General features: G+C 60.4%; 18 protein-coding genes and 1 tRNA gene. 11 read left to right on the top strand and 8 right to left on the bottom strand.

Going from position 1 to position 20,850, the window contains the following annotated elements; translation table 11 throughout:
- Window positions 1–8 precede the first annotated feature (8 nt).
- From nuoL to SH292x_RS14800, 8 genes are all read right to left on the bottom strand, one after another.
- Window positions 9–2,312: an NADH-quinone oxidoreductase subunit L gene (gene nuoL, locus SH292x_RS14835; protein WP_442481792.1), complete on the bottom strand. Its 2,304-nt coding sequence runs from the start codon at window positions 2,310–2,312 to the stop codon at window positions 9–11.
- 46 nt (window positions 2,313–2,358) lie between these two features.
- Window positions 2,359–2,715, bottom strand: coding sequence for an NADH-quinone oxidoreductase subunit NuoK (gene nuoK, locus SH292x_RS14830; RefSeq protein ID WP_442481791.1), 357 nt, complete (start codon window positions 2,713–2,715; stop codon window positions 2,359–2,361).
- A gap of 4 nt (window positions 2,716–2,719) precedes the next feature.
- On the bottom strand, window positions 2,720–3,301 hold the full coding sequence (locus SH292x_RS14825; RefSeq protein WP_442481790.1) for an NADH-quinone oxidoreductase subunit J family protein: 582 nt from the start codon (window positions 3,299–3,301) through the stop codon (window positions 2,720–2,722).
- Entirely contained in the window at window positions 3,298–4,569 is a 1,272-nt protein-coding gene (gene nuoH, locus SH292x_RS14820) for an NADH-quinone oxidoreductase subunit NuoH (RefSeq protein ID WP_442481789.1), read from the bottom strand. The genes SH292x_RS14825 and nuoH overlap by 4 nt, the downstream gene beginning before the upstream one ends.
- 114 nt (window positions 4,570–4,683) lie before the next feature.
- A complete protein-coding gene (locus SH292x_RS14815) occupies window positions 4,684–5,874 on the bottom strand; it encodes an NADH-quinone oxidoreductase subunit D (protein ID WP_442481788.1) in 1,191 nt (396 codons plus the stop codon).
- A 52-nt stretch (window positions 5,875–5,926) separates the two neighbouring features.
- Window positions 5,927–6,457 carry an NADH-quinone oxidoreductase subunit C gene (locus tag SH292x_RS14810; protein ID WP_442481787.1) on the bottom strand — a complete coding sequence of 177 codons (531 nt, stop codon included), beginning with the start codon at window positions 6,455–6,457 and terminating at the stop codon, window positions 5,927–5,929.
- A 12-nt stretch (window positions 6,458–6,469) separates the two neighbouring features.
- Window positions 6,470–7,126 (bottom strand): NADH-quinone oxidoreductase subunit A, encoded by a 657-nt coding sequence (locus SH292x_RS14805; protein ID WP_442481786.1) that lies wholly within the window; start codon window positions 7,124–7,126, stop codon window positions 6,470–6,472.
- Between the two features lie 22 nt (window positions 7,127–7,148).
- Complete coding sequence (locus SH292x_RS14800) at window positions 7,149–7,709, bottom strand: 4Fe-4S binding protein (RefSeq protein ID WP_442481785.1); 561 nt, start codon at window positions 7,707–7,709, stop codon at window positions 7,149–7,151.
- A gap of 389 nt (window positions 7,710–8,098) precedes the next feature.
- On the opposite strand from SH292x_RS14800, the gene csrA reads away from it, so the two are divergent.
- The 11 genes from csrA (at window position 8,099) to SH292x_RS14745 (ending at window position 20,839) form a co-directional block, all read left to right on the top strand.
- Entirely contained in the window at window positions 8,099–8,311 is a 213-nt protein-coding gene (csrA, locus tag SH292x_RS14795) for a carbon storage regulator CsrA (RefSeq protein WP_442481784.1), read from the top strand.
- 252 nt (window positions 8,312–8,563) lie between these two features.
- Window positions 8,564–8,636, top strand: a tRNA-Glu gene (locus SH292x_RS14790).
- Window positions 8,637–8,779: 143 nt separating this feature from the next.
- The gene (locus tag SH292x_RS14785) at window positions 8,780–9,817 is read left to right on the top strand and encodes a ferrochelatase (protein ID WP_442481783.1); all 1,038 of its coding nucleotides are present in this window, start codon (window positions 8,780–8,782) and stop codon (window positions 9,815–9,817) included.
- Window position 9,818: 1 nt separating this feature from the next.
- Window positions 9,819–10,796, top strand: a complete 978-nt coding sequence (locus SH292x_RS14780; RefSeq protein WP_442481782.1) for an aldo/keto reductase — start codon at window positions 9,819–9,821, stop codon at window positions 10,794–10,796.
- Window positions 10,797–10,946: 150 nt separating this feature from the next.
- Complete coding sequence (locus tag SH292x_RS14775; RefSeq protein ID WP_442481781.1) at window positions 10,947–11,564, top strand: pyroglutamyl-peptidase I family protein; 618 nt, start codon at window positions 10,947–10,949, stop codon at window positions 11,562–11,564.
- A 10-nt stretch (window positions 11,565–11,574) separates the two neighbouring features.
- The gene (gene ispD, locus SH292x_RS14770) at window positions 11,575–12,321 is read left to right on the top strand and encodes a 2-C-methyl-D-erythritol 4-phosphate cytidylyltransferase (RefSeq protein ID WP_442481780.1); all 747 of its coding nucleotides are present in this window, start codon (window positions 11,575–11,577) and stop codon (window positions 12,319–12,321) included.
- A gap of 33 nt (window positions 12,322–12,354) precedes the next feature.
- The gene (gene tyrS, locus SH292x_RS14765) at window positions 12,355–13,632 is read left to right on the top strand and encodes a tyrosine--tRNA ligase (protein ID WP_442481779.1); all 1,278 of its coding nucleotides are present in this window, start codon (window positions 12,355–12,357) and stop codon (window positions 13,630–13,632) included.
- Window positions 13,633–13,837: 205 nt separating this feature from the next.
- Window positions 13,838–14,764: an ABC transporter ATP-binding protein gene (locus tag SH292x_RS14760; RefSeq protein WP_442481778.1), complete on the top strand. Its 927-nt coding sequence runs from the start codon at window positions 13,838–13,840 to the stop codon at window positions 14,762–14,764.
- A 57-nt stretch (window positions 14,765–14,821) separates the two neighbouring features.
- Window positions 14,822–16,600 carry an ABC transporter permease gene (locus SH292x_RS14755; RefSeq protein ID WP_442481777.1) on the top strand — a complete coding sequence of 593 codons (1,779 nt, stop codon included), beginning with the start codon at window positions 14,822–14,824 and terminating at the stop codon, window positions 16,598–16,600.
- Window positions 16,597–18,318, top strand: coding sequence for a hypothetical protein (locus SH292x_RS14750; protein WP_442481776.1), 1,722 nt, complete (start codon window positions 16,597–16,599; stop codon window positions 18,316–18,318). The genes SH292x_RS14755 and SH292x_RS14750 overlap by 4 nt, the downstream gene beginning before the upstream one ends.
- Before the next feature lie 1,456 nt (window positions 18,319–19,774).
- The gene (locus SH292x_RS14745) at window positions 19,775–20,839 is read left to right on the top strand and encodes a WD40 repeat domain-containing protein (RefSeq protein WP_442481775.1); all 1,065 of its coding nucleotides are present in this window, start codon (window positions 19,775–19,777) and stop codon (window positions 20,837–20,839) included.
- Window positions 20,840–20,850 lie beyond the last annotated feature (11 nt).

The following is a 20,850-nucleotide window of genomic DNA, read 5'->3' as shown; positions in this document are numbered from 1 at the left end:
TTGGCGGATTAACCCGCCAAGGCGTATTTCCAGCAAAGGCTTACCACGACGAACAGGGCAAGCGTCCCCACCACCATCATCAACACGTACTGGCGGAGGCTGCCGGTTTGAATCTGTCGCATCCAGTTCCCAAAATGCCCCGTGGCGCGAGCCATGCGGTCGATCGATTCGTCGAGGCCACGACGATCGACAAGCAAATCGAACAAGCGCGCGAACCCGGCAGTGCCATAGGCCAATGCGTTGACCGCGGGGTCGATCGCCCAGCGATCGATTCCGGCGACGATTCGACTGATCCACAGCACGGGCCGAACGAACAGCCAGTTGTAGAGGGCATCGAACCACCATCCGTTAGCGAACAGTCGGTAAATCGGTGCGAAGGAGTGCGCGATCTCGTCCGCGTGGAGCCAACGCCATAGATAAATCATCGAGGCGAGCACCACACCCGCGAGCGCCGCGACGAAAGCGGCCCACGAGGCGGGCATTGCAATATGGGGGTCGTGGCTGAGGTGTTCGTTGGGGTGCGTAAGCGCCGGCAGCCAATCGCCAGTCGTGGTCGCCAGTGTGCCGACGGGGCGAGCTTGTTCGAGCAGCGAAGTAACTGAGAAACCAGCGAAGGGACTCTTCCAACCAACTCCCACCGCAAACACGGCAAGCAGCAACAGCACGCCAATCATCGAGCGAGGCGACTCGTGGGCGTGTTCGTACCGATTGTCGTCGGTTGGCGTGCCAGCGAAGGTCATGTACCACATGCGGAACATGTAGCATCCGGTAAGTAGCGCGCCAGCGATCGGAATCCATACGAGCAGTTGGTAGGACGGCGTGGGGTTCGACTTCGCGAAACTCCAAGCCTGCTCGATGATCGCGTCCTTCGAGAAGAATCCCGAGAGCCCGATGCCCCATGCGGGGAAACCTGCGCCGACGATTGCCAAGCAGCCGATGAGCATCGTGTAAGCGGTCCACGGCATCTTGTGCCTCAGGCCACCCATCTGCCGCATGTCGCCGGTGTGGACCGAGTGAATGACGCTCCCGGAGCAGAGGAACAATAGGCTCTTGAAGAACGCGTGCGTGATTAAGTGAAATAAGGCCGCCACCCATCCACCGACTCCCAGAGCGAGCATCATGTAGCCGAGTTGGCTGATGGTGGAGTAGGCGAGCACGCGTTTGATATCGGTTGCCGTGAGCGCAATCGTCGCTGCGAGCGCTAAAGTGATCGCTCCCACGATGGCGATCACCAACAACGCTTCGGGGACGAAGATCGGATAGCAACGTCCTACGAGGAAAACACCAGCCGCGACCATGGTGGCCGAGTGAACGAGTGCCGAGACCGGCGTTGGACCCTCCATGGCGTCGGGGAGCCATGTTTGCAAGGGGAACTGAGCGCTCTTGCCGACGCAGCCACTAAAGATGCCGATGCCCGCGATGAATAGCAGCAGGTAGCCACTCTCGTTTGGCGTGGCCATCGCGGCTGCCGATAGGTGATGCTCGGCGGACTCGGGGCGAAGCTGCGAGAACATGCCCGGCAACTCAACCGTTCCAAGAACGGAATCGGGGCCCTTCTTAATGGTGATTGTGGTATCGCCAAACTGAAGCGTGCCGAGGCTCGACCACAGAGCCATGAGTCCGACGAGCATGCCGAAGTCGCCAATGCGGTTCATGATGAACGCTTTGTTGGCGGCGGTCGAAGCTTTGTTGCGCTCGAAGTAGAAACCGATAAGGAAATAGGAGCAGATGCCGACTAGCTCCCAGAACATGAACACCATCGCCAGGTTGCCCGCGAGGACGAGGCCCAGCATGCTGAACGAGAAGAGCGAGAGGTACTGGTAGAAGCGTGCGTAGCGACCAGGGCGGCGGAGGAAGTTGCCGGCGTTGGTCGCCACTTCGTTGTCGGTGACGTAGTGCGTCTCTTCGTGCATGTAGCCCATCGAGTAGATGTGCACGCACGTGCTGATGAGCGTGACCATCGCAAACATGGCGATGGTCAGGGCGTCGATGTAGTAACCGATGTTGAGCTCGAGCTCGCCGAACGAGGCGAAAACGTAGTAGATGCCCGAGTAGCTGACGGGCGTGTGGGCATGGTTTGCTTCGATCGCCGGATGAGCACCTAGCCAGACACCAAGCGCGATGACGCTCAATGCGCAACTCGTGCCAATGGCGAGCGTGGCGAGCCAACCGGCGAAACGCTGCGCCCGGGCACTGACTTCTTTCCCCGCCATTTGTGGCAGCGAGAATCCCAGCCACACCACAACGAACGCCGCCAGTGGCAGAAGCCAGGCGAAGGCGAGAATCGTTGGTAGGAGAGTGGCGAGGTTCATGGTGGGGGCGGGCCCGAACTCGTGCGAGTCCGGCTTGCGGTAGAGATCAGCCTTTGAGGTTGTTCGCGCGGTCGACGTCGATCGAGCCGTAGTTGTTATAGAAGTTCAGGGCGATGGCGAGCGCGATCGCGGCTTCGGCGGCGGCGAGCACGATGACGAACATCGCCATCAATTGCCCGTCGAGCCCGAGCGTGTGCTCGGCGCTTCGCAGGTAAGGGCTGCCCATCGCCACGAGGTTGATATTCGCCCCGTTGAGCACCAGCTCGATTCCCATCAGCACGCCAAGGGCGTTGCGCTTGGTCGCCATGCAGATCACCCCGCACACGAACAGCACCGCACCGACCACCATGTAGTGGCCGACGCTGAGCGGCTGGGTGAGCAAGTTGGCGAGGGGGAATAGCATACGACTAACGATCGGTGATGGGACGACGGGCGCGGGCGAGGTAAGCCGCCCCGATGAGCACCACCAGCAAGTGAACGGAAACGATAACGAACGGAAACAGGTAGCCCGACATGCCACGCCGTAGCGACTCGTCGGGCTGGTCGAGTTGGTCAACGCGGTAACCCTCGAGCGCCATGCCAATCGGCGTGGCGGTGACAACCGGAGTGCCGGGCTCGAGGATCGGCTGGTTGGTGGCTTGCCACTGCGGGACGTTGAACGCGGTGAACACCAGGACAAACAGCATCGCCGCGCCGAGCATGAGGGCGGTGAGGAGTTCGCCGCTGGAGGTTCGCATGGTGAGGAACTGCGAGCGTGCCGTGAGCATGACGCCGAACACCAAGAGCACCAGCGTGCCGCCGACGTAGATCATCAATTGCATCGCGCCCACGAAGTCGGCACCGGCGAGGAAGAACAGCCCCGACGTCGCGGCGAGCGACAGCACCAAGTAGAACGCCATGCGGACGATGTTGTTCGACAACACCACGCCGATGGCGAAACCGCCGGCGAGCGCGCTACACAGCAGGAATAGGAAGTTGGTGCCGATCATGGCCGCGCGCTCCCAGCAATCGCATCGCTCGCTTCAGGAAGCGGCAGCGGAACGGGCGACACCGCGGCGGCTGGCAGCGGTTCGGCGAGCAAGCGATTCGCCGCGGGCGCGCGGAGCAAGCCGAGCAGCACGCGGTCGGGCATGGCGAGTTGCCACATCGCGGCACCGAGGAACATCACCGCCGCGATGGGAGTGCAGTACTTGAGGCAGGTTGTGATCACTTGATCGATGCGAAGCCGCGGCAACGTCCAGCGAACCCACATCATGACGGTGACCAAGAGAAAAGCCTTGGTGAGCACGTTGAGCATACCGAGGAAGTTGCCTAAGTAGCCAAACACCACGCCGTTTTCCCAGGTGAGTCCCAAGAAACTCGCCACGGGGATGGGACCGTTCCAACCGCCAAGAAACAGGATGGCCGCCAGCAAGCTAACTGCGTACATCGAGCCGTACTCGGACATGAAGAAGAAGCTCCACCGCAGACCGGAGTACTCGGTGTGGAAGCCGGCGACCAGTTCGCTCTCGGCTTCGGCAAGGTCGAACGGGGCGCGATTGACGCTCGCCGTGGCGCAGGTGAAGTAGACCCAAAACACAATGAACGTGAAGGGGTCGTGCAGCAGGTACCAGTTGGAGAACCAGCCCTGTTGCTTGTCGCCAATGTGCACCAGGTCCATCGAGCCGGCAAGCATCACCGGGACTACCACGCAAAGGCCCAAGGGAACCTCGTAGCTAACCACCTGGGCCGCCTCGCGCATCGCGCCGAACAGCGACCACTTCGATGCCGACGCGTAGCCAGCGAGGATGACGCTGAACACTTCGAGCCCGATCACGGCGAGCACGAAGAACACCGCGACGTTGAGATGCTGGGCAACGAAGGGGAAATCGCGGCCGGCGAACGGGATGGCGATGAAGCTGGCGAGAGTCGCGCAAAAGCCGATGTACGGGGCGATGCGGAACAGCATCCGGTCGGCGTCGCCGGGGATGAGATCTTCCTTGGTGATTAGCTTCAGGCCGTCGGCGAGCGTTTGCAGCCAGCCGAACTTTCCGCCAACGCGTGTCGGACCGAGTCGGTCCTGAATGCGGCCGGCGACTTTTCGCTCCAGCCAAATGAACACCAGTGCGCCGACTGCGACCACGTGAAGCAGCAGCACGACGTAGATCACCGCCGCCACGACGTAGCCCACCATCGCGTCGGGCGCAACGGCTGCCCCGAACCAGCCGGCGAGCCAATCGAATAGGTGGTTGAGCAGCTTAGCCACGTCGCGGTCCATGCCCCGGGGTCGGAATCAATCGCAGATTACAGCGGAATTGCCCGTGAATATCGCACACCCCCTGGCAAGTGTCGAGGGTTTGCCCAATTGGCTGAACCGCTCTGGCTCGCGAAATTATCGGTCAATTTCACCCATCACGATGTCGAGCGAGCCCACAATCGCCGGAACATCGGCAATCAAGCAGCCACGGCACAGCTCGGGGGCAACCGACAAGTTGCAAAACGAACTGCTGCGGGCCCGCGTGCGCCACGGAATGGCCGAGCCATCGCTGACGATACCGAAGCCCATCTGCCCGCGAGGAGCTTCGGTTTCGAGATACGCCTCGCCGACGGGGAGCTTCTGGTTGAGCTTGATCGGTTGGCCGATATCGCCTTCGGCGGCGTGGTACTTGTCGATCGCCTGGCGGATCAGGCGGATTGCCTGGACCACTTCGAGCATGCGGACGTAAAACCGATGCCAACAATCGCCGAGCACTGCCTCGCTCGGCACTGCGGGGGAGCTATCGGCATTGGGGTACTTTCCGCCACGCTGGCAGACGATGTCGAATTCGTATCCCTCGTACATCGAGGTGTAAATCGGTTCGCCATCGCGACGAAGGTCCCAATCGACGCCGCTTCCGCGAAGCACCGCGCCGCTGCAGCCGTAGTCGATTGCCATCTCCGCCGGAAGCACGCCGATGCCGGTGGTCCGTTTGATGAAGATGGCATTGGAGGTGAGCAGCGTGTGGTACTCGTCGATCACCGGCACGAACTGGTCGAGGAACGCCAAACACTTGTCGGTCCAGCCGGCCGGAAAATCGGCCGTCGCGCCGCCCACGGTGAGGTAGCTGTAGGTGAGCCGAGCACCGCAGGTTTCTTCGAACAGGTCGAGGATCTTCTCACGTTCACGAAACGCGTACAGGAACGGGCTAAACGTGCCGAGGTCGAGCCCGTAAGCCCCCATGCCGACCAAATGGCTGGCGATGCGACCGAGTTCGGCGATGGCGACGCGCAGGTGGCGGCCCTTTTCGGGGACGCGGTAGTTAAGCAGCTTCTCGACCGTTAGGGCCCAGCCGAGATTCATGTTCATCCCGGCCAAATAGTCCATTCGGTCGGTGTAAGGAATCCACTGGCGGGGCGTGAGATTCTCGCCGATCTTCTCGGCGCACCGGTGCAAGTAGCCAATGTGCGGCATGACCTCGCTGACCACCTCGCCGTCGGTTCGCAGCACTAGCCGCAACACGCCATGCGTGCTGGGATGCTGCGGTCCCATATTGACGAGCATCTCGTCCGTACGGACATCGAGTTCAATGACGTTGGTGGACATGGGCAGAAACTAGGGGGCAGTGGGCGGTCGGCAGTAAGCAGGAGTCGGAAGCTCAGCGGCCGCGGATGCCGTGGTATTCGAGTGGCATTTGATAGTCTTTGCGAAGCGGATGCCCCAGCCAATCCTCGGGGCAGAGGATGCGGCGCAAGTCGGGATGGCCTGAGAACTCGACACCGACGAGGTCGTACACCTCGCGCTCGTGCCAGTTCGCAGTGCTCCAGAGGCTCGTCACGCTTGGCACCTGAGGCAGCTCGCCCGGTTGGTCGTCCTTCCAGCGAGGTACCAGTAGCTTCACCACCAAGCGGTGGCGACGCGTGAGGCTCGACAAGTGATAGACAACTTCGACATGCGGCTGCCACGAGACTTTCGCCGCTTTCTTGGCGTCAGGTTCGCAGAAGTCGATGCCGGAAATGCAGTTCAGGTAGTCGAACGCCAGCTGAGGATCATTTCGCAGGACCTTGGCGACCTCGAACCAGCGTTCCGGGGCAACTTCGATCCACGGATCGATTGCGTCGGATTCGGCGCGCGTGATTGCGCCGTCGAACTTTTGCTCAAGATGATGGTGAAGTTCTTGGAAGTTCATCGTATTACGGCGTTAAGCGGTGCGGCGGACAACCGTGGTTTCGGCTGGAATCGCGGAGGTCTTCGGCTGGGTGGTGGCGCGAACCCAATCAAGGTCGCCTCGTTTCCACACGTACGCGAAGCCGACCAGCAGCACCGCGAAGAACACTCCGATATCGGCCAGCGACATCCACGCCAAGTCACGGGCCATTTCCCGGGTTGCGACAGTAGTTCGTTGCCGCGGATTGGAGCTAATACCTAGCTCTGCGGCCCGAGCGTCCGACAGATTGGGAGACGTGGGGCTCGTGACGCCGAACTCGCGCAGCTTGTGGTGGGTAAATCGTGAAAGCTGATTGGCCGGTGCGTCGTAATCGCCCTCGTCCGCCGCAACGATCGGCGCGCTGGTGGCGGTCAGTTCCGTGGCTTTGCCAAACACCGTGGCCCACGGAAAGAAGAACGCGACTTCGACTTCAAAAATAATGAACAGCAGTGCCACAACGTAAAACCGAAGATCGAACTGCACGAAGCCCGACCCAATGGTGGGCTCCCCGCACTCGTAGATTTCGAGCTTCTCGGTCGATGGCTTGCTGGGGCGGAGTAGGTAGCCAATCACCAAGTTAGCGAATAGAAACGCCGCTCCCACCAGCACGAAGAGTGCCAAGTAAGCCACGATGGAAGTGGGGGTAGCCATGGTCGTACGCTTCTCGCTGGGACTAGCCCTGCGTTATTTGGTTGGGTCCACCGTGAACCGGCTCGGTGATGTTCTTCGATTGATAGACGGCCGTCGGATTGATTGTTGCGCGTCCCCACGCGATGTCGAGCGGCAGTCGCGAAAAATCGACCAAGCACCCATCACGCGTGTAGCAGCTGAGGTCGTGCGTCGCGCCCATGAAGATGCAATCGACGGGGCACGGCTCGACGCACAGCGCGCAGAACATGCACTTGCTGTAGTCGATGGTGAACCCGGTGACCTTGAAGCCTTTGCCACCTTCGACGCGCTCTTTGCCGATGTAGATGCAGTCGACAGGGCAGTACTTGGCGCACTGATCGCACGCGATGCAGGTTGTCAGGTCAAACCGATGAAATCCGCGGTAGCGGGCGGCGACGGGCACCGGGAGTTCGGGGTACTCGAACAGCTCGGTGAAGGCCTTGCGTTCCGGTCGGTAGGTCTTCAGCCAGACCCCGGCGGTTACCCACATTCCCTGGGCCACGGTGGTGACCGCTTCGACGATATTCCCCAGCCAGGGCCAGTGCTTTTTTACGCTAGAAACCATGAGTCGCCCGCGAGCTTCCTTTCGGGCCGGATTATAGCGAAGCTAGCGGTAGTGGCGACAGCCCCAGGCGGGTTTGGGTGCGACTAGCACGGGTGTTGAGGGTAAAATTTTCGCGGCGCACGGAATTTCCAGGCTCGGCACGCTGGTTCGGAAAGCCGCATACAAGGGGCTGTGAGTGCGGAGAACCGGTCGAATCGCTAAAAATAGCCTGCAAAATGCACGCCAAAGCCGCGCCTTCTGCTTGACTCTCGCTAATTGGCTCGTAGAGTGGAGGTAGGAAATCTGCCGTCAAGGGGGTGCCTGTGCGCTCCCGCGGCATGTTGTGACACGAGTGTCGGACAGGTGGCCCATTCCGCCAACCCCGGCCACCAAGTTGAAGGAATCAAACCATGTTAGTGCTCTCGCGGAAGAAGAACGAGAGTATTGTCATCAACGACGATATTACGATCGTCGTGGTGGAAATTCGTGGCGATAAGGTCCGCCTTGGCGTGGAAGCGCCCAAGGAAGTGCCGGTGCATCGCAACGAAGTTTACGAGGCCATTCGCCGTAACCAAGAGGCGGGCGACCACGCTGCGGCTGGTGATTCGGCGGCCACGGAGTAATTCCGGCTTCGAACAACTGACCAGCCTTGCTGAAGTTTCAGCGTTTGGGTTGTCGTTTTCCACGTATTTTATCAGGTTTCTATTGCCTTTGCCGCGTGTGAATCCAAGGTTGGGTTGACGATTCGCGGTTGGCTTTCTATACCAGGGTGCTGTCGCAAACGATCGCTTTATCGCACCGTTGCGACATCCGGCTTCGCAGTGAACCTTGGTGTTCTCCCCTGCGTCCCAAGTCGGTACCTGCTGCATCATTGCGGCCCCGTCGTCTAGTGGCCTAGGACTCCGGCCTTTCACGCCGGCAACACGGGTTCGAACCCCGTCGGGGTCAGTTTTGAAACGGGCGTGCTCTTAAAGAGCACGCCCGTTTTTGTTTGCGCGGGCCGAATTTTGCGCGCCTGGCCGCCAGGGTGTCAAACGGCTAGAGTGCAGGCGTGCTCTCAAGTTCGATTTGTCTCGGCCGAACTGCTTTCCATGCTCTCCAATTACGACGCCCTGCTGGTAGTTTCCTTCGGTGGTCCGGAAGGCCCCGACGAGGTGATGCCGTTCCTCGAAAACGTGCTCCGTGGAAAGAACGTGCCTCGTGAGCGGATGCTCGAAGTTGCCGAGCACTACCAGCACTTCGGCGGCGTGAGCCCCATTAACGAGCAGAACCGCCAGCTCATTGCGGCGGTCGAACAGGACTTCGCAGCGAACGGCGTAGACCTTCCGATCTACTGGGGGAATCGCAACTGGCATCCGTTGTTGGCCGACACGCTCCAGAAGATGAAAGAGGATGGCGTGAAGCGGGCGCTGGCGTTCTTCACCAGTGCCTTCAGTTCCTACAGCGGTTGCCGGCAGTACCGCGAGGACATCGCCCGGGCGCAGGACGAAGTGGGTGAAAGTGCTCCGCAAATCGACAAGCTGCGGGTGTTCTTCAACCATCCGGGCTTCATTGAACCCATGGTCGAGCTCACGCAGCAGGCGATTACAGGCATTCCAGATAACGAGCGTGATCGGACTAAGCTATTGTTCACGGCCCACAGCATTCCGCTGGGGATGGCGGAGGGCTGCAAGTACGAGCGGCAGCTTCGCGAGGCATCGAAGTTAGTCGCCGAACGAGTCGGGTTCGCCGATTGGCAGCTCGTTTACCAAAGCCGAAGCGGTCCACCAACGCAGCCGTGGCTCGAGCCCGATGTGAACGACGTGGTGCGCCAGTTGCACAACGAGGGCGGGGTCGACGCCGTGGTCGTCGTGCCCATTGGCTTTATTTCGGATCACATGGAAGTGCTGTTCGATCTCGACACCGAAGTGCAGCAGTTGAGCGACGAACTTGGTGTTCGACTCGTGCGGGTACCGACCGTGGGAACGCATCCACGCTTCGTTACCATGATTCGAGAACTCGTGATGGAGCGCACAACGCCCGGGAGCGAGCGTGTGGCACTCGGTGACTTCGGACCCAGCCACGATGTCTGCCCCGTCGATTGCTGCCAGTACACGCCCCGCCGACCGCCCACTGCCGGAGGAACTTGATATGGCCTCACCGCACGAACTTCGACCACTTGGCACCACCGGCTTCGAGATTGCACCGGTCGCGCTCGGCTGCTGGCCGATCGCGGGCGTCACGACGCTCGACGCCAACGAAGCGGACAGTATCGCCACGATCGAGGCGTGCTTTGAACTCGGCATCAATCATTTGGATACGGCGTACGTTTACGGGGCGAACGGCGAGAGCGAGACACTCATTCGCCAAGCAATCCAAGGCCGCCGCGATGAGCTGGTGATCGCAACCAAAGGGGGGATTCACTTCGAGGGCGACGCGATGGCCAACGACGCCCGCCCCGAGACGCTCCGCCGCGAATGCGAGGAGAGCCTCCGTCGACTCGGCACCGATCGCGTCGAGCTCTACTACTTGCACTCGCCCGACAAGACGGTCCCGATCGAAGAATCAGCCGGGGCGATTCGCGAGCTGGTGGAGTCGGGCAAGGTTCGCTCAGCGGGGCTGTGCAACGCGTCGCTCGAAGAGACTCAGGCGTTTCACGCCGTTTGCCCGCTGGCGGCCGTGCAGTTGCCCTACAACATGCTACAGCGAGGCATCGAGCAAAAAACGCTTCCTTGGTGCCGAGAAAATGGCGTGGCAGCGATGGTCTACTGGGTACTGATGAAGGGCCTCTTGGCCGGCAAGCTGCCTCGCGATCACCAATTCGATCCCGCGGACTCGCGGCTCAAGTACCCCATGTATCAGGGCGAGGAATGGCAGCGCAATCAGGACCTGCTCGATCGACTCCGCGAGATTGCGGCGTCGGCCGACTGCGGAGTTGCCGATCTGGTGGTGGCTTGGACCATCGCCCAGCCCGGCATCACGGCGGCACTCTGCGGTGCGAAGCGTCCCGATCAGATTCGCGAGTCCGCCCGTGCGCTCGATGTTCGACTGACCGCCGACCAGATGGGGGCCATCGACCAAGCATTGGTGGAGCGCGGCGAAGCCGCGACGAATCGGCAGTTCGAATAACTACTTCCGTAGCTGGACTCGCAAGAGTTCAGGCTGCAGCAGAGCGAACCCCCGAACTCTTGCGAGTCCGGCTACGATTTGATGCTGGCAATTCACGGATTACGAGGTTAGGCTGGCGGCACGATTTCTCCCCGTTACGAAGGTCAATCGATGCCGCGAGTTCTGCTTACCGCGCTGGGTCCCTACGACGATTGGCCTACGAATGCCAGTTGGCTTGCGCTTCAGGAACTCACGCGCGAACTGCCGAGCGACTATGGGCTGGAGCTGACGACACGGCTCTATCCCGTGAGTTTCGCCGACGTGGCGGCTCGGCTGGAGCAGGATCTCACCAGCGAAGTCGATTACGCGCTGCATATCGGGCAAGCTCCGCGAGCTAGCTGCGTGAAGTTCGAAACCGTTGGGATCAACTGGGCGTGCGAGCGTGGAAAGCGTCCAGAGGAGGCATGGTCGCTGGTTCCCAAAGGTCCGGCGGCGTATTCCAGCCCGCTGCCTTTGGGGCGCTGGGCGAAATTGCTTCGCGACGATGGCATTCCCGCCGAGGTGTCGCACCACGCCGGGACCTACGTCTGCAACGCCACGCTCTACCTATCTCAGCACTTAGTGGCCCAGCTAAAGCTCGCCACGCAAGTTGCTTTTATCCATGTGCCGGTGGACCCCTCGCAGGTGCTTGATCGCCAGCCCGCCGTTCCCTCGTCCCCGGCCGACATCACGGCGCGTGGCCTGCGGCTAGTGCTGGACGACATTGCCGCTTCGCTTCGGGCACGCTAGGCTGGCATGCATGACGAAGTACGCCGTGATTTTGCCCGCAGCCGGTCGCAGTCTGCGATTTGGCGACCAAAACTACAAGAAGCCGTTCGCGCCGCTGGCCGACCGAGCGGTGTGGCTGCACACCGTCGACCGGTTCTCCACTCGCCCCGACGTTTGCCAGACCATCCTCGTGCTTGCTGAAGAAGATCGCGAAGCGTTTTACGCCAAGTTCGGCGCGAATCTGGCCTTCATGGGCATCGACGTGGCGATTGGTGGCAACGAGCGGACCGATTCCGTAGCCGCGGGGCTCGCAAAGCTCTCGGCTGACGCGGAGTACGTTGCGATTCACGATGCTGCGCGTCCCTGCGTCGAAGAGAAATCGATCGACGCCGTGTTCGCCGAAGCCGTGAAGTCGGGCGCCGCCATTCTGGCGTCACAGATCTCGGCAACGCTGAAACGGGCCACCAAAGCGAAACCGCCCATGATCGCCGAAACCGTTCCGCGCGAAGCGCTGTGGGCCGCGCAGACACCTCAAGTGTTTCGCCGCGACTTAATCGAACAGGCTTATGCAAAACGCGGTTCGGAGCCGGCTACCGACGACGCGCAACTCGTCGAACGACTGGGCCACGCGGTGGCGCTGGTGGAGGATTCGCCGCTCAATATCAAGATCACGACGCGCCGCGATATCAAGCTGGCCGAACTCATCCTGAAAACTGCCGCGCCGAAGAAGCCCGATGGATTCGTGAATCCGTTCGCGGGCGACGACATGTGGCGTTAACGCACCCGAATACTCACCTTTTATAAACGACGAATGAACCTGCTTGATGACCTGCGGTGGCGGAATCTGGTCCACCAAACGACGGACGACGAGAACCTCGGTGCCTGGCTCGCCGCTGAGCCGCGCACCGTCTACGCCGGCTTTGATCCGACGGCCGAGAGCCTGCACGTGGGGCATTTGCTGCCACTGCTGATGCTGCGGCGGTTTCAAAAGGCCGGCCACAAGCCGATTGCGTTGGTGGGCGGAGCCACCGGCATGATCGGGGACCCCAGCGGCAAGAGTGCCGAGCGGAATCTTCAGTCGCGCGAAGCCCTCGAAGCAAACGTCGCCGCGATTCGCGAGCAGATGCAGCAGTTCCTCGATTTCGGCGATGGCCCGCACGCGGCAAAGCTGGTCAACAATCTCGATTGGATTGGCAAGTTCAGTTACATCGACTTTCTGCGCGATGTCGGCAAGAACTTTCCGGTGAACGTGATGCTCGCCAAGGATTCGATCAAGGGACGCATCGAACGCGACGACGCAGGCATCAGCTACACCGAGTTCAGCTACATGCTGCTCCAGGCGTTTGACTTTGTGCATCTCAATCGCGAGTACGGCTGCGAACTGCAAATCGGCGGCAGCGATCAGTGGGGCAACATCACCGCCGGCATCGATCTTGCGCGGCGGATGCACTCCGCGCACGTGCGGGGTATGACGGCTCCGCTGCTGCTGAAGTCCGACGGCACCAAGATGGGCAAGACCGAATCGGGCGCCCTATGGTTGGCGCCGGACCGAACGAGCCCTTACCAGTTCTTCCAGTACTGGATGAACGTGGACGACGCCGACGCGGGCAACTGCTTGCGGGTGCTCACCGAACTGCCGCGTGAAGAAATCGAAGCCCTCGACGCGCAGCGTGCCACGGCTCCTGAGAAACGGGAGAGCCAAAAGAGGCTTGCCGAGGCCCTGACGCACCTGGTCCATGGCGACGAGGGGCTCAAAGCGGCGAACCGGGCGACGGAGATCTTCTTCGGCGCCGAGATCAGCGACCTCAGTGACAAAGAACTCGGGTCGATCTTTGCCGATGTGCCGAGTTGCGAGTTGCCGCGGGCGGCTCTCACTGCCGGCATGCCAGTGGTCGACCTCCTGGCCTCGACGCCGCTCGCGAAGAGCAAGGGCGAAGCCCGGCGGACCATTGAGCAGGGCGGGGCGTACGTAAATAACCGCCGAGTGGCCGACGTGGCAGCCCAAGTGACCGACGCGGACCTGGCAAGCGAGACGGTCATGGTACTTCGTAGCGGTCGCAAGAAATATGCGCTCGTTCGATTCGTCTAAACCGTTGCCCAGTAACGGTTTGGCCAGTTGCTCGGCCGCCTGCTAGCATTTATAGTGGGCCCTTTGCGGCACGTGTTTTTTCGTGCCCTGAGTACGGCTCGCGCGGCGTCGAACCGACCGCTAGCGTGGTGCGTACTCATATCGACTCAGTTCAGCTTTTTTCAGCTCAGCCCGTTCAGCGCAGCTCCAGCACGAGGAATCTCGGATGGCGGACAACGTAGTGGTCGAAGCGCGAGCCTTATCCAAGGTGTATCGCGATTTCTGGGGCCGGCAAAAGGTACGCGCGCTCAAGTCGCTCGACCTCGAGATTTACCAAGGTGAGATTTTCGGCCTCCTGGGGCCCAATGGTTCGGGTAAGACCACCACGATCAAGCTATTGCTCGGGCTGCTGTTCCCGACCGAAGGCGAAGCCTTGGTGCTAGGCCGGCCCGCGACCGACGTCGCCAAGAACGAACGCATCGGTTACCTGCCCGAAGAGTCGTACCTCTACAAGTTTCTCAACGCCGAAGAGACGCTCGACTTCTACGGCCGGCTGTTCGACATTCCGCCCGACGTGCGTCGTGAGCGAATCGACAAACTCATCAAGCAAGTGAAGCTCGAAGGTGCCCGTAAGCGTCAGCTCCGCGAGTACTCCAAGGGCATGACGCGGCGTATTGGTTTGGCGCAGTCGCTGATCAACGAGCCCGATTTGATCCTGCTCGACGAACCGACCAGCGGTCTCGACCCGATTGGTACCCGCGAGATGAAGGACTGGATCCTCGAGCTCCGCGACCAGGGCAAGACCGTGGTGATGTGCAGCCACTTGCTGGCCGACGTGCAAGACGTGTGCGATCGCATCGCCATTCTGCACCAAGGCGAGCTCAAGGAACTCGGCCGCGTCGACGACCTGTTGAAGGTTGAGGACGTGACCCAAGTCTCCGCGCGAGGTTTGTCGAACGAGTGCCAGAATGAAATCCGCGAGGTCATCGCCCGCCACAACGGCGAGCTGTTGTCGATGGACAACCCGACGACCACGCTCGAAGACTTGTTCCTCTCCATCGTCCGCGACAGCGAAGCGCGTCCGGGCCGGCGTGTGATTCGCGAGGGCGAGACGCCGGCGGGCACCTCGGCTGGCACGAAATCGAAAGCCTAAGCCGCTTCCACTGTCTTCCACTACTTTGTTCGCCCTTAACCCTCGTCGCCGTACTCCATGATTCAGGAAAAGCCGCTACTGCCGTACTGGGACTGGCTGTTGAGCTGGCCGGGGGGATCGTTGTGGCACTTCCTGCTGGTGGCCCTCGCGCTCACCGTGATAAGCCTGGTGATTGGGCTAATCGTCGGAACGCTGCTGTACGGACCGGTGAAGGCCGGTGAGAAGGCCTACCGCGTGATCGCCAATGCATTTGGCGAGCTCTTCGCGCTGTCGCCACGTCGCATTTGGGCCATCGCCAAGGTGGCGATGCAAGAGTCCTTGCGCCGGCGGGTTTGGGTGGCAGTTGTCGTGTTTCTGTTGCTGCTGTTATTCGCCGGTTGGTTCCTGAAACCCGATCGCGAGCCGGCGAAGCTCTACTTCAGCTTCGTGCTCACGGCGACATCGTTCCTGGGGTTGTTCATCGCGCTGTTGCTCGCGGTGTTTAGCTTGCCGAACGACTTCAAGAGCAAGATCATCTATACGATCGTCACCAAGCCAGTCCACTCGGGCGAAATCATCCTCGGACGCATTCTCGGTTTTACGATCGTTGGTTCGCTGCTGCTCGCCATCATGGGTGCGGCGAGTTACGTGTTCGTTTCTCGGGCGCTCGACCACACGCACACGATTGCCGTTCAGGAGACGCTTCCCGAGCGAACGAGCATCAGCAATGGTCACTCGCACAAGCTCGAAACCAACGCCGATGGCGAAGTAGTGGCGCTTTACGAGTTCGGCCACGAGCATGACGTTGAGAAGCGGGGCGATCGTTACGTTGTTTCGGGCCCCACCGAGATGATGAAGGCCCGTGTGCCGCTAGGTGGTACGCTAAAGTTCCTGGATCGCCAGGGTGTGTTGGTGGATCGCGGCGTCAGCGTTGGTAAAGAATGGGGCTATCGCAGCTTCATCGAAGGGGGCACCCCCGCCGCTGCGATTTGGACGTTCAAAGGCATTAACGAGGACATGCTGGTCGACGAGGGCACGGACGGACAATACTTGCCCATCGAGCTGGTGGTCCGTGTTTTCCGCACGTGGAAGCAGGATATCAACACGCCGATTCAGGGCATCATCCAGCTCAAACGTCCCGGCAGCGATCTGAAGACCATGCCCGAGTTCTTCGGTGCCGACGACGCGACGATCGACCTCAAGTACTTCCCCCGCAAGCTCACCGACACCAACAACCAGCCGATCGATCTGCTGGAAGATCTGGTGGACGAAGATGGCAATCTCGAAGTGGTGGTGCAGTGTCTCGACCGCGCCCAGTACTTCGGGTTCGCCCAGGGCGATTGCTACATCCACCTTCGCGATGGCTCGCCAATCTGGAACTTCATCAAAGCCTACCTGAGCATTTGGGTGCAGATGGTCCTGGTGATCGCGATCGCCGTGACTGGTAGTACGGTGCTGAGCGGTCCCATTGCGATGCTCTTTACGATTTCGTTCATCCTCTTGGGATTCCAACGCGAGTTCCTGATGCGTGTCGCGACGGGCGAGCAAGAAGGTGGTGGGCCAATCGAGGCTTTGGTGCGTATACCTACGCATATGAACCTGATCACCGACTTCAAAGAGCAAACATTCGCCGTCAAGCTCATGCGCTTTGTCGATGATGGACTGCAAGGCTTAATGCAGCTACTGGCTAGCGTGCTCCCTGACTTCGGCGATTTCAACACGGCCCGCTACGTGGCGTACGGATTTAACATTCCCGCCGATCAGGTGGCTCAGCAATTGACCATCGGGCTGGCTTACGTAGTTGGTTTGGCGGTGGTCGGTTACTTCCTGCTGCGGAACCGCGAGGTGGCACGATGAACAAGCAAAGTTCGTTCTATCGCAAGATGATTTACTTGTGCCTCATCATTGCGCTATTGTTCCCGCTTGCGTGGCTCGCGCGTCCCGCCACGGTCACCGATGAACTTGGTGGCCAGCTTTCGAAGATGCGCGTCGAGAATGGCCTGAGCCAAGCGAACCTCGGCGAGATCGACCCTGCGAGCGAAACCATGAAGCTTGCCACGCTTGGCCTGCGTGGGGTGGCCGTGAATCTGCTGTGGGGCCAGGCCGAAGAGTACAAGAAGAAGGAAGACTGGACCAACCTGACCGCCACACTCGAACAGCTCGCGCTGTTGCAGCCCAACTTCATCACGTTCTGGAAGTACCAGTCGTGGAACGTGAGCTACAACGTTTCGGTGCAGTTCGACGACTATCGCGATCGCTACTACTACGTCCGCGAAGGAATCGAGTTTCTCAAGGAAGGTGTGAAGAAGAACCAAGAGAACCGCGACATTCCGCAGTTGCTGTGGGACCTCGGGTGGTTCATTGGTCAGAAGATCGGACGCGCCGACGAGTACGTTCAGTACCGCGACCTGTTCAAGAAAGACGACCAGTTCCACGGCGAAGACGTGCCTCCGGGCAGCGACGAGCGCGACAACTGGTGGGTGTCGAAGGTGGAGTACCTCAACGGTATCAACGCGATCAATCGCGGCAAAAGCATCGGCAAAAAGAGCGACAAGATCTACTACTCGAGCCCGGCGAAGTCGCAGATGAACTACGCCGAGGCAATCGAGGAAGAGGGTGCCTTCGAAAAAGCCCAGGCCGCGTGGAAAGTCGCCGCGGACGATTGGCGTGACTTTGGCGACATGGTGATCGAGCACTCGACCGGCCGCAAATTGCGACTGGGTCACGAGGCGGAGTTGGCCGAAATCGTCAAGAAGCTGGAAGCCGATCTCGAAGGTCTCGGCCCTGGGGTTCGCGAGCAGATGGTCGAGGAGAAGCGGGCGAAGTTGTCCGACGAGCAGCGTGCTGCCCTCGACAAGCCGATGGCAGAGCGTAACGAAGCTGAGTACAACTTGGCTTCGCAAGCGGAGATGGCCATCGAAGTGACCGACGCCGAGTTCATCGACCGAATTGCCAAAGACAATCCCGAACTCCGCAAGCAGGCCGGTATTCTCGCTCGTCAGCTCGCCGACGAGCGGACCAATTTGATCTTCACCGAGCGTTACAAGTCGGACGCCAACTTCGACTACTGGGCGCTGCGGGCAGAGTTCGAACAAACCGACACGGCCGTCGAGGCTCGCCGGAAGATGTTCGAAGCGAAGAAGGCTTTCCAAGACCGACAAGCCGCCGAGGAAGCCAAAGAGCTCTATGAGCAGGGCTTCGCCAAATGGCGGGAACTGGTCGACCAGTACCCCGCGCTGCTCGATACCGACGGAGTCACCGGTGACGACATCCTGGTGTTCATCGTCGACTATCGCACGGTGCTGCGGTCGCTCGGCGAGACGATTCCCGAGGACTTCGTGTTGTGGGAAGTGATTGAGAATTTTGATTCCGAGATGAAATTCGAGGAAGAGATTCGCATCCATCAGGAAGCGAAGGGGCAAGCGGCCCCCGCCGAGGGAGAGGCCGCCGACTCAGGCACCGAGCCCGCCGGCGAACCGGAAACTGCAGAGTTGACCGAAGAGCCTGCAGACGACGATGCGGCTACCACGGAAACCCCCGCGGCCGAACCGGCCGCCGAGCCAGATCCTAGCTAACAACAGCTTGCTGCCGACGCCTGATTCGAAGACGCTCTTTTTTGTCGCACGCGTAGGCCGTATCAAGCTCCGCGCCGATACGGCGCTTGGCGTGTTGATCTTTTTGGACCTCTCTATGTCGCCGTTCTGATCGCGGGGCATAGGTTGGTTCTTTTCTCACGCCAAGGCGCAAAGACGCCAAGCGGTTAGCTCCGAAGGAGCGCGCTTTGATAGGCCAGGGCGCAGCCCTGATTTGCTGGGATCTCTGCGTGTCATTCCGAACGGAGCAACACGACGGAGGAATCTGCGTTGCCGAATAGAGACACGTGGTCACTTCTTGAAGTCACTAGTTTGTGATTCTTGAAGTGTCGCTGCGTGATCTACTTGAGGCGAGATTTCTCGGTCGCGGAGCTCCTGTCGAAATGACACAGAGGGATGATTGAAAAGGTTGACTAGGGCGTGAATTGCCGTATCGGCGCGGAGCTTGATACGGCCTACGGCCAATAGCATACAGCTCTTTAAAAAAAAGTGACGGGATCCCGTCGGGCGGTTGGGCGAGATAAAACTTGGATAGGTTAACCGGTGGTCGTGTTTGCCGGCAGGTATCGTTGGTTGCACCTCGCCCCACGGGCGCGCAGTTCGAGACAGCCTGTCATAAACCCTCAACACAGGTCCAAGGTGCTGATCGGCCAAACCACCCCATCTCGATACGTATCGATTGGGTCCCCTCGACGAAGGTGGTCCGCTGTTTCGAAGCACAACTGTCTCTCCCCGTGCGCTTTCGCGTACGACGAACGGGTTGTAATATAGCAGATGTACACTCGTCTGTCAATATATGATGTGTACGCGTGGACATTTTGTGGGAAATAGTTTCGCCGTGCTGAAAGTGGGAGGCTTGGGCGAGCCGGTGAGCGTAATCGCCCGGAGGGAATTAAGGCGAACGCCCCACTCGGAAAAGTTTCTCACGCAAAGGCGCAAAGACGCAAAGACGCGAAGACGCGAAGAAGAAAAAGGGGGAACACTAATCGGCGCTAATCTTCGCCAATGAAGATTGGCTGTGCTTAGCGGTGCATGATTGTTGACGTTCTTTGCGTCTTGGCGGCTTTGCGTGAGACAAATAGCACTCTGCGACCTCTTGTGCTGCGCACCCGGACAAGGGGCCGTGGGGAGTTCGTGAGATGGCTCGGCGTGAATCGGCCGAAAGCCCGTGCCACCCGATTATCCTTCCCTCCGGCGCTCACGCTTCCGGCTCGCCTTGTGGGAGGTTGTTCGGCACGTTGCTCGCATTGCTAGCTGGCTGGTAAAGTTTGCCGGTTTTCACTGCAAGGTAAGGACGGGTGCTGCCGATAACGGAGAGGAGGGATTGTCTCGTGCTCTCTTCCTTCGGCTTCCGGTCGAAATTTAAGAAGGGTGCCGTGGCCATCGCCCACATCGCCGCTGCCTTGGCGGCTCCCCCGAAACTGAGGAGCGAGTGTGCATGGATGCCACTTTCGGCTATCGATATCGTTCGTACTTGGCGGCAACGCTAGCGACTGCTTTGATGCTGGCGGCGAATGCGGCTACGGCCGACACCACCGCTGCTCCGCCTTGCCAAGTGTTGTCGTTCGGTGACCCCGAATGCACCGACGAGAATCCGCAAAGGCACACCGCGGCAGTGACCGCCGTGGTCATGAGCGCCGATGGCAAGCAGCTTGCTGCGGCGGGCGACGATCATCGGATCCGCGTGTTCGACCCTGCAACGGGGGAACTTCGCCATCAGCTAGCGGCTCATCACGATTGGGTGCGCGGTTTGAGCATCAGCTCGGACGGGTCGACGCTGGTAGCGGCGGCAGCCGACTGCTGCTGCACCACGTGGAATGCCGCGACTGGCGAACAGCTATCGACCACCAGCCACACGGGCAATGCTCTTCGCACCGTTGCGTTTCATCCAAACGGCCTCCAATTCGCGGCGGCTGGCTTCGGCTGTGCCCCGTCGATCTTCAATCTGTCTGGCGGGCACTTGTCGATGCAGCTAGATTGCCCGCGCCAGGACTACACCTGCTTGGCGTTCTCGCCGGATGGGTCGGTGCTGGCAGTCGGGAGCGCGGACGGAACGCTTCGGATGTGGAATACGGCCTCGGCTCAGTTGCTGCACGAGATTAAAGCCGATGAGCGTCGGTTGCGCGCTGTCACGTTCGCCAGCGACGGGCAGACCGTGGCGACCGGTGGCGATGGGCGATCGGTGAAGTTGTGGAGCGTTGCCGATGGCTCGAACACGCAGGAGATGTACGTGCGGCCGGCCAAGGTATTTAGTCTTCGCTACTTGAACGCAGAGGAGATCGCCGTGGGTGGCACCGACAACCGCGTGCAGATCTGGCGCGTCGATGGGCCTTCGCTTGTTCGGCTGCTCGAAGGCCATACCGGTACGGTTAGCTCGCTGGCGTGCGACGCTTCGGGCGAAGTGCTGGCGAGCGGAAGCTTCGACACGACGATTCGCATTTGGACACTCGGCAACTCGGCTGCTAACAAGACCGCCACGCTGCCTGCCGCAGCCACTCGTTAAACCACCGCGCG

It is taken from the genome of Aeoliella fuhlenseeensis (assembly GCF_052161615.1).
In the GTDB taxonomy this organism is placed as follows: Bacteria; Planctomycetota; Planctomycetia; order Pirellulales; family Lacipirellulaceae; genus Aeoliella.
The sequence above is the reverse complement of the archived record's forward strand: the minus strand, read 5'-3'. Positions and strand labels throughout refer to the sequence as shown.

Coding starts and splice junctions, on each gene's coding strand:
- nuoL (WP_442481792.1), bottom strand. CDS start 2,312: ATGAACCTCGCCACTCTCCTACCAACGATTCTCGCCTTCGCCTGGCTT.
- nuoK (WP_442481791.1), bottom strand. CDS start 2,715: ATGCTATTCCCCCTCGCCAACTTGCTCACCCAGCCGCTCAGCGTCGGC.
- SH292x_RS14825 (WP_442481790.1), bottom strand. CDS start 3,301: ATGATCGGCACCAACTTCCTATTCCTGCTGTGTAGCGCGCTCGCCGGC.
- nuoH (WP_442481789.1), bottom strand. CDS start 4,569: ATGGACCGCGACGTGGCTAAGCTGCTCAACCACCTATTCGATTGGCTC.
- SH292x_RS14815 (WP_442481788.1), bottom strand. CDS start 5,874: ATGTCCACCAACGTCATTGAACTCGATGTCCGTACGGACGAGATGCTC.
- SH292x_RS14810 (WP_442481787.1), bottom strand. CDS start 6,457: ATGAACTTCCAAGAACTTCACCATCATCTTGAGCAAAAGTTCGACGGC.
- SH292x_RS14805 (WP_442481786.1), bottom strand. CDS start 7,126: ATGGCTACCCCCACTTCCATCGTGGCTTACTTGGCACTCTTCGTGCTG.
- SH292x_RS14800 (WP_442481785.1), bottom strand. CDS start 7,709: ATGGTTTCTAGCGTAAAAAAGCACTGGCCCTGGCTGGGGAATATCGTC.
- csrA (WP_442481784.1), top strand. CDS start 8,099: ATGTTAGTGCTCTCGCGGAAGAAGAACGAGAGTATTGTCATCAACGAC.
- SH292x_RS14785 (WP_442481783.1), top strand. CDS start 8,780: ATGCTCTCCAATTACGACGCCCTGCTGGTAGTTTCCTTCGGTGGTCCG.
- SH292x_RS14780 (WP_442481782.1), top strand. CDS start 9,819: ATGGCCTCACCGCACGAACTTCGACCACTTGGCACCACCGGCTTCGAG.
- SH292x_RS14775 (WP_442481781.1), top strand. CDS start 10,947: ATGCCGCGAGTTCTGCTTACCGCGCTGGGTCCCTACGACGATTGGCCT.
- ispD (WP_442481780.1), top strand. CDS start 11,575: ATGACGAAGTACGCCGTGATTTTGCCCGCAGCCGGTCGCAGTCTGCGA.
- tyrS (WP_442481779.1), top strand. CDS start 12,355: ATGAACCTGCTTGATGACCTGCGGTGGCGGAATCTGGTCCACCAAACG.
- SH292x_RS14760 (WP_442481778.1), top strand. CDS start 13,838: ATGGCGGACAACGTAGTGGTCGAAGCGCGAGCCTTATCCAAGGTGTAT.
- SH292x_RS14755 (WP_442481777.1), top strand. CDS start 14,822: ATGATTCAGGAAAAGCCGCTACTGCCGTACTGGGACTGGCTGTTGAGC.
- SH292x_RS14750 (WP_442481776.1), top strand. CDS start 16,597: ATGAACAAGCAAAGTTCGTTCTATCGCAAGATGATTTACTTGTGCCTC.
- SH292x_RS14745 (WP_442481775.1), top strand. CDS start 19,775: ATGGATGCCACTTTCGGCTATCGATATCGTTCGTACTTGGCGGCAACG.